11 protein-coding genes are annotated in these 12,735 nt (G+C 57.4%); 4 read left to right on the top strand and 7 right to left on the bottom strand.

The features are described 5' to 3' along the window. Positions 1 to 50: 50 nt before the first annotated feature. From F8N12_RS01695 to F8N12_RS01685, 3 genes are all read right to left on the bottom strand, one after another. Complete coding sequence (locus tag F8N12_RS01695) at positions 51 to 479, bottom strand: NUDIX hydrolase (protein WP_150578868.1); 429 nt, start codon at positions 477 to 479, stop codon at positions 51 to 53. Positions 480 to 627: 148 nt separating this feature from the next. Beyond that, the gene (locus tag F8N12_RS01690) at positions 628 to 972 is read right to left on the bottom strand and encodes a cupin (protein ID WP_150578867.1); all 345 of its coding nucleotides are present in this window, start codon (positions 970 to 972) and stop codon (positions 628 to 630) included. 213 nt (positions 973 to 1,185) lie between these two features. Continuing rightward, on the bottom strand, positions 1,186 to 2,397 hold the full coding sequence (locus tag F8N12_RS01685; protein ID WP_150578866.1) for an MFS transporter: 1,212 nt from the start codon (positions 2,395 to 2,397) through the stop codon (positions 1,186 to 1,188). 116 nt (positions 2,398 to 2,513) lie between these two features. Here F8N12_RS01685 and F8N12_RS01680 point away from each other — a divergent pair, with 116 nt between their 5' ends. Next, on the top strand, positions 2,514 to 3,407 hold the full coding sequence (locus tag F8N12_RS01680) for a LysR family transcriptional regulator (RefSeq protein WP_150578865.1): 894 nt from the start codon (positions 2,514 to 2,516) through the stop codon (positions 3,405 to 3,407). A 39-nt stretch (positions 3,408 to 3,446) separates the two neighbouring features. Here F8N12_RS01680 and F8N12_RS01675 read toward each other — a convergent pair whose 3' ends face one another. From F8N12_RS01675 to F8N12_RS01665, 3 genes are all read right to left on the bottom strand, one after another. Then, entirely contained in the window at positions 3,447 to 4,031 is a 585-nt protein-coding gene (locus F8N12_RS01675) for a hypothetical protein (RefSeq protein ID WP_150578864.1), read from the bottom strand. Between the two features lie 94 nt (positions 4,032 to 4,125). Continuing rightward, positions 4,126 to 4,893 (bottom strand): hypothetical protein, encoded by a 768-nt coding sequence (locus F8N12_RS01670; RefSeq protein WP_224787655.1) that lies wholly within the window; start codon positions 4,891 to 4,893, stop codon positions 4,126 to 4,128. Positions 4,894 to 5,159: 266 nt separating this feature from the next. After that, a complete protein-coding gene (locus F8N12_RS01665) occupies positions 5,160 to 7,019 on the bottom strand; it encodes an ABC transporter ATP-binding protein (protein WP_150578863.1) in 1,860 nt (619 codons plus the stop codon). 378 nt (positions 7,020 to 7,397) lie between these two features. Here F8N12_RS01665 and F8N12_RS01660 point away from each other — a divergent pair, with 378 nt between their 5' ends. The 3 genes from F8N12_RS01660 (at position 7,398) to F8N12_RS01650 (ending at position 10,799) form a co-directional block, all read left to right on the top strand. Further along, on the top strand, positions 7,398 to 8,063 hold the full coding sequence (locus F8N12_RS01660; RefSeq protein ID WP_150578862.1) for a polysaccharide lyase family 7 protein: 666 nt from the start codon (positions 7,398 to 7,400) through the stop codon (positions 8,061 to 8,063). Positions 8,064 to 8,199: 136 nt separating this feature from the next. Beyond that, entirely contained in the window at positions 8,200 to 10,080 is a 1,881-nt protein-coding gene (locus F8N12_RS01655) for a DUF294 nucleotidyltransferase-like domain-containing protein (protein WP_150578861.1), read from the top strand. Continuing rightward, positions 10,077 to 10,799: a 3'-5' exonuclease gene (locus tag F8N12_RS01650; protein ID WP_150578860.1), complete on the top strand. Its 723-nt coding sequence runs from the start codon at positions 10,077 to 10,079 to the stop codon at positions 10,797 to 10,799. Before F8N12_RS01655 ends, F8N12_RS01650 begins: the two co-directional genes overlap by 4 nt. A 129-nt stretch (positions 10,800 to 10,928) precedes the next feature. On the opposite strand, the gene F8N12_RS01645 is transcribed toward F8N12_RS01650, so the two are convergent. Then, positions 10,929 to 12,596 carry a BCCT family transporter gene (locus F8N12_RS01645; protein ID WP_150578859.1) on the bottom strand — a complete coding sequence of 556 codons (1,668 nt, stop codon included), beginning with the start codon at positions 12,594 to 12,596 and terminating at the stop codon, positions 10,929 to 10,931. Between the last annotated feature and the right edge of the window lie 139 nt (positions 12,597 to 12,735).

Below are 12,735 nucleotides of genomic sequence, written 5' to 3'. Positions count from 1 at the left end.
TCTTTCCAGATCGACTGCGCTGCCCTTCCCCGCCGGCACCCTCGAGTTTTCTACCCGGCAATCAGGGTGACGGATCGATCACCTGACTCGAGCCGACAGTGCTTGAGCAATGTCCTGATAGAGCCACGCACACTGCGCTTGTCCAGGTCCTTCGTTGAGAACCAGCGACAGGCATCGATCTCGTTGCATGGGCGAGGCTTGTGCTGCCGTTCCAAGGTAGCTTCAAACAAGAAGTGAGTGGCCCTGCTGTCTTCGTATTCGGAGATATAGGAAAGTTGGTCAAAGGCGAGCCCGGTTTCCTCTACCATCTCGCGCAGAGCGGCTTGAAGCGGCGTCTCACCTTCTTCGATGCGGCCGCCGGGCAAATTCCATTTCGCGTGGCGTTTGCGCACAAACAATATTTCCTCGTCACGCCGATAGATCACCGTGGCGCGCCTTTTCGGCTCTTTTTGTTTTGCTGCGGCGATCGTATTACCCATGAACGGCGCCCTCCAATTTGATGCCAGGTCCAGCACGAAGTAATCCGCAGGCCATGGTGTGCCATGAAGGTGTCGAATTGATGACCGTCGAGGTTTTCTGTCAGGGGTTTGTTTTTAGCGCTTGGCCGGCTTTCAGGGGGGCAGTCGTCTATTTGGTAACGATGAGCGAAAGCTTGGGCAACCAATCGCTGCCCTCACGTTCGATGACCAGAATCCGCGCTTCTCCACGAGGATGCGCAACATGTTCACAGCCAACCCCTGCGAAAAACACGTCGCCAACCACCAATGTCACGACGCGTTCTATGCCTGACTCGCGATAATGCATATCTACCGTGCCGTCGAGAACTGCGAATACCTCCTCACCATCATTGACATGCCACTTGTATGGCTGGTCGGTCCAGTGGAGGCGGACGGTGGTTCCGTCCATGTTAGCTATGTCGTCAGCACCCCAAGCGCGAGTGGCGGTGAAATCTTTGCTACGAATAACTCTCATTGATCGTGGGTCTCGAGAAGGTAGTGACTTGTACCAATTTATCAGAACCGTAGGCCGTCCACTGCTGACCGAAAAGAATGCCGGGATTGTGCGAGCGCTTTAGCGCCGATTGCGCTCGGTCGTGGCAGTCAACAATCGGCCAGTCCCAGACTGTTGGATCAAATCCGGTCTGGCAAATACCTTCAGTTGCCCGTCTTGCTCAAACGCCAGCCCTCAAACCTGTTTGCGCGCCGTGAAAAAAGTCATCACGGCGGCGAGCACCAGCAAAAGAGCGCTCGCCAGAAATGTCATGCGATAACCGCTCCCGTCGAACAGCAACCCGCCGAGGGTTGAGCCCAGTGCAATGGACAGCTGAATGACTGCCACCATCAGGCCGCCGCCGGCTTCAGCATCCTTGGGTAACGATTTGGCCAACCATGACCACCATCCCACCGGCGCTGCCGTCGCGATCAGACCCCACAGCCCCAGCAATACAAACGCTGCCACGGCTCCTTCGCCAAAGACAATCAAGGAAAGTGCGATGGCGGCCATCAGCAGTGGAATGCAAATCAGGACCCGATACAGACCGATTTTCAGGAAACTGCTGATCAGGACGGTCCCGACAAAACCCGCCACACCAATGACCAGCAGGATCATCGACAACATAGAGACATCTACCCCCGTGACGGTTTCCAGGAAGGGGCGCAGATAGGTGAACAGTACAAACTGGCCCATGAAAAAAAGGCCCACACTGAGCACGCCGAAACTGATCAAAGGCTTCTTCAACAGTTGAAGGACATTGCCCTCGCCGGCTTTGCGCGGCGCCGCGGCCATGGCTGGCAGGCTGATCCATTGCCAGATCAGCGCGATGATCGCTACCGGAATCAGGCAGAAGAACGCACCCCGCCAACCGATGATACCGCCCAGATAGCTTCCCAGCGGGGCGGCCACTACCGTTGCCAACGCATTGCCGCCATTGAAGATTGCCAGAGCCTTGGGCACGCTGCGGGACGGTACCAGGCGCATGGCCATGGCTGCCGACATTGACCAGAAACCGCCGATCACCACGCCGATCAACGCACGACCGATCATGTAGACCGTATAGTTTGGCGCCAACCCGACTACCAGGCCCGACACGCACATCATCCCGGTGAGTATCAGCAACAGCGTCTTGCGGTCTATTGCGCCAGCGAGCCGGGAGATCGACAGGCTGGTCAGCACCGCGAAGGCGCCGGAGATGGCGATCCCATACCCGGCCAGCCCTTCACTGATGTGCAGTTCCGAAGCAATCGGCGTGAGCAAACTGACCGGCATGAATTCCGAGGCGATCAGCGCGAATACGCACAGCGTCATCGCGTAGATGCCACTCCAGTAAGCCGGCGACTCTGCAGTGCCCGGCGCGCCGCGTGCATCCTCTGCCGGTGTGTCGAATACCTGGGCCGTCATTCAAGTGTCTCGCTCATGATCAATACTCCGTTCCACATAGGCGACAGAGCTTGACGGATTCGGGATAACTTGATTAGTAAGCGTAATCTTCATGTAGTTTTGAGACCAGCTCAGCAATGGCCAATACCAAAGTCAACGATCTCCAAGCCTTTCTGGCGGTGGCGCGCGATCAGAGTTTTACCAAAGCCGCGGCCAGACTGGGCGTAACGCCGTCGGCACTGAGTCATACGATTCGGGCACTGGAACAAAGACTGGGCATACGTCTGCTGGCCCGCACGACGCGCAACGTGTCCCCCACCGAGGCGGGAGAACGGTTGATGCGCTCGATCGCCCCGCTGTTTGATCAGATCGCTGTCGAGCTTGAGGCCTTGAGCGAATTACGCGACAAGCCCAGTGGCACGATTCGAATTTCCTGCACTGACGATCAGATCGAGTTGTGCATTCGACCGATGCTTGCAGGTTTCTTGAAGCACTACCCGGATATCACGCTGGAGCTCTACGTCGACTATGGGTTCACCAACGTGGTCGAGGAACGCTTCGATGCCGGCATTCGCTTGGGCGAATCGATCAGCAAGGACATGATCGCCGTTCGCATAGGGCCGGATTGGCGCTTGGCTGTGGTGGGTTCTCCAGCCTACTTCGAACACCATCCGGTACCGACGACGCCCCATGAGTTGACCGACCATGATTGCGTCAATATCCGGCACCGGCCATCAGGGGGAATTTATGCCTGGGAGTTTCAACAAGAGGGCAAGGTGTTCACGGTCAAGCCAGATGGGCAACTGGTGTTCAACAGCATCATGCATGTGCTCAATGCCGCCGTTGATGGCATTGGTCTGGCGTACGTACCTGAACAGCTGGTCGCACCGTATCTGGCCGACGGCCGACTCAAAGAAGTCCTGGCCGACTGGTGTCCGGTGTTTCAGGGTTACCACTTGTATTACCCCAACCGACGCCAGGCGTCTCCTGCCTTTTCCGCTTTCGTCGAGGCGCTGAAGTATAGAAGTTGAGGCGTGCGTATCCGAAGGTCGTCCTGTTGCTTTGACGAATTATGGCCCATAAAAACACCCGCCCAGAGGGTCGATCCAGACCAGTTCCCCAGTAGCGGGTCGTCTCATAATGTTGTCAAGCTTGGCATCGACGTTACCGTCATGGCGCTGCGCAAACTCCGCCGCCTTGGCGAGAGTTATCAATACCCCCGCCAACTCCGGATGCTCATCGACCAAGGACCGGCATCGTTCACGAAGCGTGCAGTTGTCTGGTAAATCGTCATTGTCATCCAGTAACTCCGACAATACCCCGGCAAGTAAAGGTTCGTTGTCCTCATCTATGGCCGCCAACCTTTCAACTTCGGCCAGCCAGTAAAACTCATTTTCGCTTCCTGGGAGTGGGGAGTCGGAAGGACCGACTGCACCGTAATCGCGAATGATCTCGACAACATGGCGATTGCCCTCGGCCCACTGCCGGGCGAGGAAGTTATGGCCACACCCTTCAAGAGTCAGGCGATAGAGGCGGTCACCGCGCTCGAACAGCATGCTGCTTGAGCCTTGGGAAAAGACTGTGGCGTCTTTTAGCGGTTCTTGCGTAAGTATCGTTTGAAAATGAGCGCCCTCAAATATTGCTGGATCAGGCATGTGCATCCTCCGGAGCTGATTTTATCCAATGGTTCATAGCTGAGTGAGAATGAGCGCGAGCTCATGGCTTTGAAGCCCTACTTGCTGACCCAGCTTAGGGACTTATGCCAAGAAAGGTTTGCTGAAATGCCCTGCGCCCTTGGTCGTAGGGTTCGGGATTGGTCGCATGAGGGACAGGTCCCTTTCGGTCACCGATCAGGTAGTTGATTCGGTAGGTGCAGTTACCCGATGGGTGCAGCATCCCGCCGACCACACGATCGGCTCTCAACACCCGTTCTTGAATGAGGCGATCCAGCACTTTCTGCACCTGTGGCCCCAAACCAACAAAGACGGCGTCTTTCAGTGTCTCGACCTCTGCTACAAAGTTATCCAGCAGATACTTTCTTAACAGCGCATTTTTGGTCATGTCTGGAGAGCCACGATAATCGCCATCATTGACGAAAACGGGATAGCGAAGCAGTGATGTGGTGTGTACAAGATGGCGCGATGTCGAGAAAAAATCACTTGAATCTTTCAGGCTGAGCCACTGATGGAAACCCCAATGGTTTAGCTGCTTGATCAGGTTTCCCCTTAACGGCTCGCCACTGAACGCACCGACATTTTTGGCAGACTGGATGGCTTCCGCGTGGGATCTTCCAGCTTGCAACGAGAGTCGAGCCTCGTTATTGGCGTTGACCATCTGAGTAGGGCCCGGTGTGATCCCGACCAAGACAATGCGTGCACTCGGATTGATATATTCGAATGGCGCATAGTAGATTTTAAGATCCCCGCTTGAATCCATCAGGAGTCGCGGGTCCCGCACCAACGGTCGTGACGATCCGCATATCGCAGACATATATTTTCTAACCAGCTCAGTGTTCATTGTTCTGCGAGTTCCTAAAAAGAAAGACTGAAAGCGTCTGCGGTTGGCTCACCAACTCTTACAAATCCTTGAAGGCCCAGATGCAAGCTGCCCCCTTTGCGAGTGTTTCAGAGGTACCCAACGTCCGCGTCCTACCGCTCCTGCTGACCGGCTGCCGCGGGTTGATTGCCCCCATCTCGGACCACCCACAATCGGCAAGCGCAGCCATTGCTGAGCGGCAACCAACATGCCCTCCTTTCTCACCTACTGCCCGGCACTCTCGGCAATCACTCCTGATCCATGACCTCAACCACACCCTTGTCCTCCCCCAGAAACCCGCCACTCTGATGCTGCCAAAGCCGCGCATAAACGCCGTTCTTGCCGAGCAACTCCGTATGGGTCCCCTGCTCGATGATGCGCCCGTCATCCATGACGATAAGCCGGTCCATCGCCGCAATCGTAGACAGCCGATGGGCGATGGCGATCACGGTTTTGCCCTGCATCATTTCATCGAGGCTTTCCTGGATGGCCACTTCGACTTCCGAGTCCAGCGCGCTGGTGGCCTCGTCGAGCAGCAGGATCGGCGCGTTCTTGAGCATCACCCGGGCAATCGCGACGCGTTGGCGCTGGCCGCCGGAGAGCTTGATGCCGCGCTCACCCACCAGCGTGTCGTAACCGGTATGACCTTGCTTATCGCTCAACTGGCTGATAAATCCATCGGCCTGGGCATTGGCCGCCGCGGTGCGTATTTGCGCGTCGGTCGCATCGGGACGGCCGTACGCGATGTTGTCGCGAATGGAACGGTGCAGCAGCGAGGTGTCCTGCGTAACCATGCCGATGGAGCTGCGCAGGCTGTCTTGCGTCACATGCGCGATGTCTTGGCCGTCGATGCAGATCTTGCCGCTGTCGACGTCGTAGAAACGCAGCAACAGGTTGATGAGCGTGGACTTGCCGGCACCGGAGCGGCCGACCAGGCCGATTTTTTCGCCCGGACGAATGTTCAGGCTCAGACCATCGAGCACCTGGCGTTCGCCGTTGTAGTTGAAGCTCACGTTATCGAAAGTCACCGCGCCGCCGGAAGTCACCAGCACGCCCGCATCCGGCGCGTCCCGCACCTTGGTGCCGAGGGTCAGCGTCGCCATGCCATCCTGAACGGTGCCGATGCTCTCGAACAGCGAGGTCATCTGCCACATGATCCAGTGCGACATGCCGTTGATGCGCAACGCCATGGCGGTGATCGCTGCCACAGCACCTGCGCCGACTTCACCCTGATGCCAGAGCCACAAGGCATACCCCCCTGCCGCCATGATCAACATCACCACCAATGCCTGATTGACGATCTCGAACTGGCTGACCAGACGCATCTGGCGGAAGCCGGTCTGTTTGAAATCTTCCATCGCCGCACGGGCAAAATGCGCTTCGCGATTGGAGTGGGAGAACAGCTTCACCGTGGTGATGTTGGTGTAGGCGTCCGAGATGCGCCCGGTCATCATCGACCGAGCATTGGCCTGCTCCTGCCCGACTTTCCCCAGGCGCGGCACGAAGTACACCATGGCCAGCCCGAACAGCACGATCCAGGCCACGAACGGCAGCATCAGTTTCAATGCGAAGCCACCGGCCAGCGCGATGATCGCGATGAAATACACGCCGATACCGGGTGCGATCTCGATCAAGGTGAACAGCACATCGCGCACAGCCAGCGCAGTCTGCATCACCTTGGTCGTGACCCGGCCGGAAAACTCGTCGGAAAAAAACGACAGGCTCTGGCGCAGCATCAGGCGATGGAAATCCCAGCGCAGCCGCAATGGCAAATTGATCGCCAATATCTGGTGCTGGACCATGGTGCGCAACGCCACCAGCCCGACACTGGCGACCATGACGATGCCCATGCCCCACAGCACCCGGCTTTCCTGCGCAGCTGCATCACCGCCGGCCTGCCAGGTCGACAGCAGGTCCACGACCTGTCCGAGGAAGGAAAACAGCCAGGCTTCGTAAATCGACACGCCGGCACTGAGCAGCGCAAACGCCAGGATGTAACCGCGGGCGCCGCGGGTGCACGCCCACAGGAAACGAGCCAGGCCGTTGGGCGGCGGCGGTACCTCGTCAGGAGGAAAAGGGTCGAGCCTTCGTTCAAACGCACGAAGCATGGTGGTCTCCAAAACGATCAAGTTGAGGGGATTCTGCCATTTAACGATTGCTTTGAGGGTTTTGTGAGGTCCAGCGGTGGCGCTTTTGACGCGTTGGCCAAGCGTTTTCTCTATCAAGCACCCGGGTTCGCGGAGCGATGGACCAGCAATCAATCAAGCCCTCTTCCCTTTGCTCGCGTGAGCAGCACATCGCTCTTCCGGACTTGGCCGGAGTGTGGCTGATCAATTCATGTTAAACAGGGGGTGCCGTGAGCATTCCGATGTTCATGACTATTCCAGGCAACCTCCCTCAGCCATGTTGTCGGCCAGCAAAAGCCCTGTTGATGGGCTTTTGCATTACCTGCGAATTTACCCACAACCTATCAGGGAGCCCACGCCATGATCGATCTAAGCACTTGGAACCTGACCATCCCGGTTGGCGCGCCTGCCCGAGTCATCGAGACGCCGCGCTTGGTGGACGGTTATTCGGATGCGTACTTCCGCGCCGGCAATACCCTGTTTTTCTGGGCACCGGTGACGGGCGGGACCACCTCCAAATCCGAGTTTGCCCGCAGTGAACTTCGCGAGACGTACAAGGACGGTGAACTGCGCAACTGGAAGTACCCCAAGGCCGATCACCGGATGACGGCCAGCCTGTCAGTCAACCAGGTGCCGTCCGAAGGCCGAGTGGTTATCGGGCAGATTCATATCTACCAGGGCAAAGGCCCGCTGCTGAAGGTCGAGTATGTCTACGACAAGGCCAGGCAGACCGGCAGCGTCATTGCCAACTATCGACTCAAGCCGGGCAGCGCGGACACCAAGGTAGTGATTGCCGAGGATGTCGATTTGAACAAGCGGTTCACCTACGAGATTCGCTTGAGCTCGGCGGGCTACCTGCATGTGATTTCGCAAGGTAACCGCTGGGGCAAGCAGCTCAGCAAAAGCTGGCAGAACAAGCAGCTGTATTTCAAGGCCGGGGCCTACGCTCTGGACAATACCGGCTACAAGTCCGAAGGCGCGCAGGTTACGTTCAACAAGCTGGAGGTCAAGCACAGTAAGGGTTGACTGGGTCGCGGATCAGCGCAATGGAGCGAATGCGCGCTTATGCAGGCTCCGGACTTGCTGGTCGCATCAGGATGTGGTGTGGTGGCAACATCTGGCAGCCGCAGCCCCTGCCACAGTCGGCCCATCATGAGGTTTCATGCAAATCGAATTACAGGAGATCAGCGACCATCTCTGTCGCTTCGCTCCGTTTGACTCGCTTCCAAGGGAAGTAATCGAGACGATCGCGCGGCGTATTGAAGTCAGTTACTTCAAGGCCGGCAGTGAGATTCTGCAAGCGGGTGCGGTCATCCAGGACTTGCACTACGTGCGCAGTGGCGCAGTCGAGATTTATCGACGCAATGGCGAACTTTATAACCGTCTGGTGGAAGGCGATATCTTTGGCCAGGCCGGGCTGTTGCGCAGTAACAAGGTGCGTTTCCCGGCGCGGGCGCTGGAGGACAGCCTTGTCTACTTCATTCCCGCCGACGTGTTCGCCGATCTCTGCGCGCAACATGACGCCTTCGCTGACTTTGTCGAAGCCGAGGGCCATTCCAGGCTCAAGACTGCAGTCGAGGCACAAGGGCGTGCCAGCGAACTGATCCAGCTCAGATGCCGTGCCCTGCTTTCGCGCTCACTGGTGTGGGTGGCCTCTGACGCCACGGTGGGCGATGCCGCCAGGCTCATGGCTGAACATCGTGTGGCATGTGTGGTAGTGATGTCGCCCGCCGGGCTTGAAGGGGGAGAGATGCAGGGCATCGTCACCGACCGGGACTTGCGCACCCGCGTCGTCGCAGCCGGGCTCGACGGTGAAGCCACCGCCGTCAGCGAAATCATGACCGCAGACCCGGTATCAATCGGCGTAGACGATTCAGTGTTTGAAGCCATGCTGGTCATGCTGCGGCGAAATATTCATCACCTTCCCGTGCTCAGGAATGGTCGACCGGCGGGGCTGATCAACCTGTCGGACATCATCCGCTACGAATCCCACAGCAGCCTGTACCTGGTGGGCAGAATCTCCAACCAGACGTCGGTGGAAGGTCTGCGATCGCTGTTGCGGGACCTCAAAGGCACTTACATCCGTATGGTGCGCGATGGCGCAACGGCGCACATGATTGGCAGTGCAATTTCCGGGATAGGCAGAGCCTTCACACAGCGCCTGCTTGAGCTCGCTGAAAAGAAGCTCGGCCCGCCACCGGTTCCCTACTGCTTCATGGTGCTGGGCTCGATGGCACGGGACGAGCAATTACTGGTCACGGATCAGGATAATGCGCTGGTGCTCGACGACCGTTTTGATGCGGCGCTGCATGACGGCTACTTCCGCAGCCTGGCTACCTTTGTCAGCGATGGTCTGGCCGCATGCGGCTATACCTATTGCAAAGGTGGAATAATGGCGAGCAATGATCAGTGGCGCCAACCCCTGAGCGTGTGGCGCAATTATTTCAAGCAGTGGATCGAAAAGCCGAACCCGGCAACGCTGCTCAACAGTTGCATCTTTTTCGACCTGGACGGGGTCTATGGTCAGCTTGAGTTTGTTCAGGAACTCAAGGATCTGTGTGCCAGCAAATCCGCGTCCAGCCCTGCCTTCCTGAATGCAATGGCCAGAATTGCGCTCAACCGAACGCCACCGCTGGGCTTCTTCCGCACCTTCGTCGTCGAGACCGACGGTCAGCAAAAACGCATCATCAACCTCAAGGGACGTGGCACCGCGCCACTGACCGACCTGATCCGTATTCATGCCCTCGCCTGCGGCAGCGCTGCGCAGAATTCGTTTGATCGGCTGGATTCCATTGCTGCGGCCAACGTCATGCCGCCTGAAGCAGTGAAACACCTCAGGTATGCCCTGGAGTTTCTCTCCATGGTCCGTATCCGCCATCAGGCAGACGCGCTTGAGCACGGCTCCAGCCCCGATAACTACATCGAACCCGAGCGCTTTTCCCACAGTGAGCGGCACAACCTCAAAGAGGCGTTCCAGGTCTTGAGCAATGGTCAGAACTTCCTGCGCTTCCGCTATCCGGCAAAGGGACGGCTTTCGCAATGAAAGACGTCAAGACGCCCCCGGATAATCGAATGCATGACTGGTCTGCCCGGTTCGCACAACTGGCGCTTGAAGCCAGGCATCCAGCCTTGCAGAAGTTCTATCAAGCCGGGGTCGTCTGCGCACAAACAGCCATCGATAGCGTGCAGTTGCTCGCCATGGATGTGGAAACTACCGGGCTGGATGCTCAGGCAAACAGCATCGTCAGTATCGGCTTGCTGCCCTGCACCCTGCAACGGATCCGCTGCAGGGAAGCGCAGTATTGGCTGGTAAAGCCCAGCTCGGAACTGAGCGGAAAATCCGTCACATTCCACCACATCACCCACGCAGAGATTTCAGGAGCGCCAGCGTTCGGGGAGATAGTCGAGACGCTACTGGATGCCATGGCCGGCAAGATCATGGTCGTTCATTATCGAACCATCGAGCGCGGATTCCTCAATCAGGCTTTTCTGAAACACCTGGGTGAAGGGCTGCAATTTCCGGTCATAGACACCATGCAGCTGGAAGCCCGGATCCACAGACAGAAACAAGTATGGTGGAAGCGGCTCTGGCGTCGCCCGCAACAATCCATACGACTGGCCGACAGCCGGGCCCGGTACAACCTGCCGATCTATCACGCCCACCATGCGCTGACCGATGCCCTGGCCACCGCCGAGTTGTTACAGGCACAGGTTGCCACCCATCACGGTCCGGCTGCGCCTGTCGGAACGCTGTGGAACTGAATGGTGTATGCGACGGAAGAATTGAGGATTTGTTGAAACATGCTGTGCCTGGTCAAGTACAGAGGTGTGTCTCGGTGGACAACACCTCTGCCTTTGAACCTGAGCGTAAAGCGCGATCACTGCCGCTCGCTATCGGGGCTCGGACATCAGTCCTTTGACCAATGAGATGCAGCCGATCATCAGCACGATCGCGAATGGCAAGCCCGTCGACACTGCCATCGCCTGGAGCGCGACGAGACCTCCGCCCAACAGCAGCGCAATAGCAATTACGCCCTCGATGACCGCCCAGAATACTCGTTGCGGTACAGGCGCATCGACCTTGCCGCCAGCGGTAATGGTATCGATGACCAGTGAGCCGGAATCCGACGAGGTAATGAAGAAGACGATGACCAGGACAATGCCCAGCAGTGAGGTGATCTCCTTGAGCGGGAGGCCTTCGAACATCGCAAACAGCTTCAACTCCAGAACAGCATCTTTGACCCCGACCAGGCCCTGCACGGTTGCCTGATCTATGGCTGTGCCGCCAAACGTGGTCATCCACAGCACTGAAACGACTGAAGGCACGAGCAGAACCGAAACCAGGAATTCCCTGACGGTGCGGCCACGACTGACCCGGGCAATGAACATGCCTACAAACGGAGACCAACTGATCCACCAGGCCCAGTAGAACGCCGTCCAGCCTTGGGTGAATTCAGTATCAGTGCGTCCGAACGGATTAGACAGGGCCGGCAGGTATTCCACGTAGGTCACCAGATTCTTGAAGAACCCGGTAAAGATGGCCAACGTCGGGCCAACGATGATGATGAACAGCAGCAACAGCAGGGCCAGCCCCATGTTGATCTGGGACAACATCTTCACGCCCTTGTCCAGCCCGGACAGCACCGACCACAAGGCAATCAGCGTGATCCCGACAATCAAGACGACCTTGCTCAGATTGCTGGATTCGATACCGAACAGGTATTCAATACCGGCCGCTGCCTGCTCTGCGCCAATGCCGAGGGAAGTCGCCAAACCGAACAAAGTGGCAAACACCGCGAGGATATCGATGATATGCCCCGGCCAACCCCAGACGCGCTCGCCAAGCAGCGGGTAAAAAATCGACCGAATGGAGAGCGGCAAACCTTTGTTGTAGGAAAACAACGCCAGAGATAACGCGACGATGGCGTAAATCGCCCAAGGGTGCAGGCCCCAGTGGAAAATCGTCGCCGCCATCGCCAGATCAGCCGATGCCTTTGCATCGCCTGCAGCCCCGCCCAGTGGCGCCCAGTCCGTGCGCACCCCACTTGCATCAAGCGTTACACCGCCCATTGATGCGGCAAAGTGCGACATGGGCTCGGCAACCCCGTAAAACATCAGGCCGATGCCCATTCCCGCGGCGAAGAGCATCGAGAACCAGCCGACATAACTGTGGTCCGGTGTCGCGTCTCGACCACCCAATCTGACCTTGCCCAATGGGGACACGATCAATGCCAGGCACAACACGACAAATATGTTGGCGATGCTCATGAAGAGCCACGCCAGATGCCCCGTCAGCCAGTTGCGAATCGCACTGAAGAGCGGTTCGACTTCATTTTGAAGTGCGAGCGTCAGGACGACGAACAGCAAAATGGTGGCGGCGGAGATGATGAAAACTTTTCCGTGAATATCGAGTGAGAACGAAAACTCTCCCTTGATATTGTCTTGCCCGATGACGTAATCGGTATCAATCAGATTGGCAGCGCCACTAGGGGCTGGGATGCCGTCGTCGCCGACAGAGTGACCACTGACGTTCGGATCATTCACAGGTTTGTTACCCATGAGGGGCTCCTTGCTAAAGCACGCAGACGCGTGTGATGGTCTTTTTCCACGCTATTACATGGCATAAGCTGGGGTGGTGCATAACTATCGTAACAAGATTTCGGAAACATTCCGCAAAGGTCTGGACGCATTCCGATAT

The sequence above is a fragment of the Pseudomonas fluorescens genome, assembly GCF_902497625.1.
Classification (GTDB): domain Bacteria; phylum Pseudomonadota; class Gammaproteobacteria; order Pseudomonadales; family Pseudomonadaceae; genus Aquipseudomonas; species Aquipseudomonas fluorescens_BQ.
Note: the sequence above shows the minus strand (reverse complement) of the source record. Positions and strands in the feature narration are given on the sequence as shown.

Excerpts from the sequence above, each read along its gene's own strand:
- F8N12_RS01685 (WP_150578866.1), bottom strand. The coding sequence starts at position 2,397 with ATGACGGCCCAGGTATTCGACACACCGGCAGAGGATGCACGCGGCGCG.
- F8N12_RS01665 (WP_150578863.1), bottom strand. The coding sequence starts at position 7,019 with ATGCTTCGTGCGTTTGAACGAAGGCTCGACCCTTTTCCTCCTGACGAG.
- F8N12_RS01690 (WP_150578867.1), bottom strand. The coding sequence starts at position 972 with ATGAGAGTTATTCGTAGCAAAGATTTCACCGCCACTCGCGCTTGGGGT.
- F8N12_RS01680 (WP_150578865.1), top strand. The coding sequence starts at position 2,514 with ATGGCCAATACCAAAGTCAACGATCTCCAAGCCTTTCTGGCGGTGGCG.
- F8N12_RS01695 (WP_150578868.1), bottom strand. The coding sequence starts at position 479 with ATGGGTAATACGATCGCCGCAGCAAAACAAAAAGAGCCGAAAAGGCGC.
- F8N12_RS01645 (WP_150578859.1), bottom strand. The coding sequence starts at position 12,596 with ATGGGTAACAAACCTGTGAATGATCCGAACGTCAGTGGTCACTCTGTC.
- F8N12_RS01675 (WP_150578864.1), bottom strand. The coding sequence starts at position 4,031 with ATGCCTGATCCAGCAATATTTGAGGGCGCTCATTTTCAAACGATACTT.
- F8N12_RS01660 (WP_150578862.1), top strand. The coding sequence starts at position 7,398 with ATGATCGATCTAAGCACTTGGAACCTGACCATCCCGGTTGGCGCGCCT.
- F8N12_RS01650 (WP_150578860.1), top strand. The coding sequence starts at position 10,077 with ATGAAAGACGTCAAGACGCCCCCGGATAATCGAATGCATGACTGGTCT.
- F8N12_RS01655 (WP_150578861.1), top strand. The coding sequence starts at position 8,200 with ATGCAAATCGAATTACAGGAGATCAGCGACCATCTCTGTCGCTTCGCT.
- F8N12_RS01670 (WP_224787655.1), bottom strand. The coding sequence starts at position 4,893 with ATGAACACTGAGCTGGTTAGAAAATATATGTCTGCGATATGCGGATCG.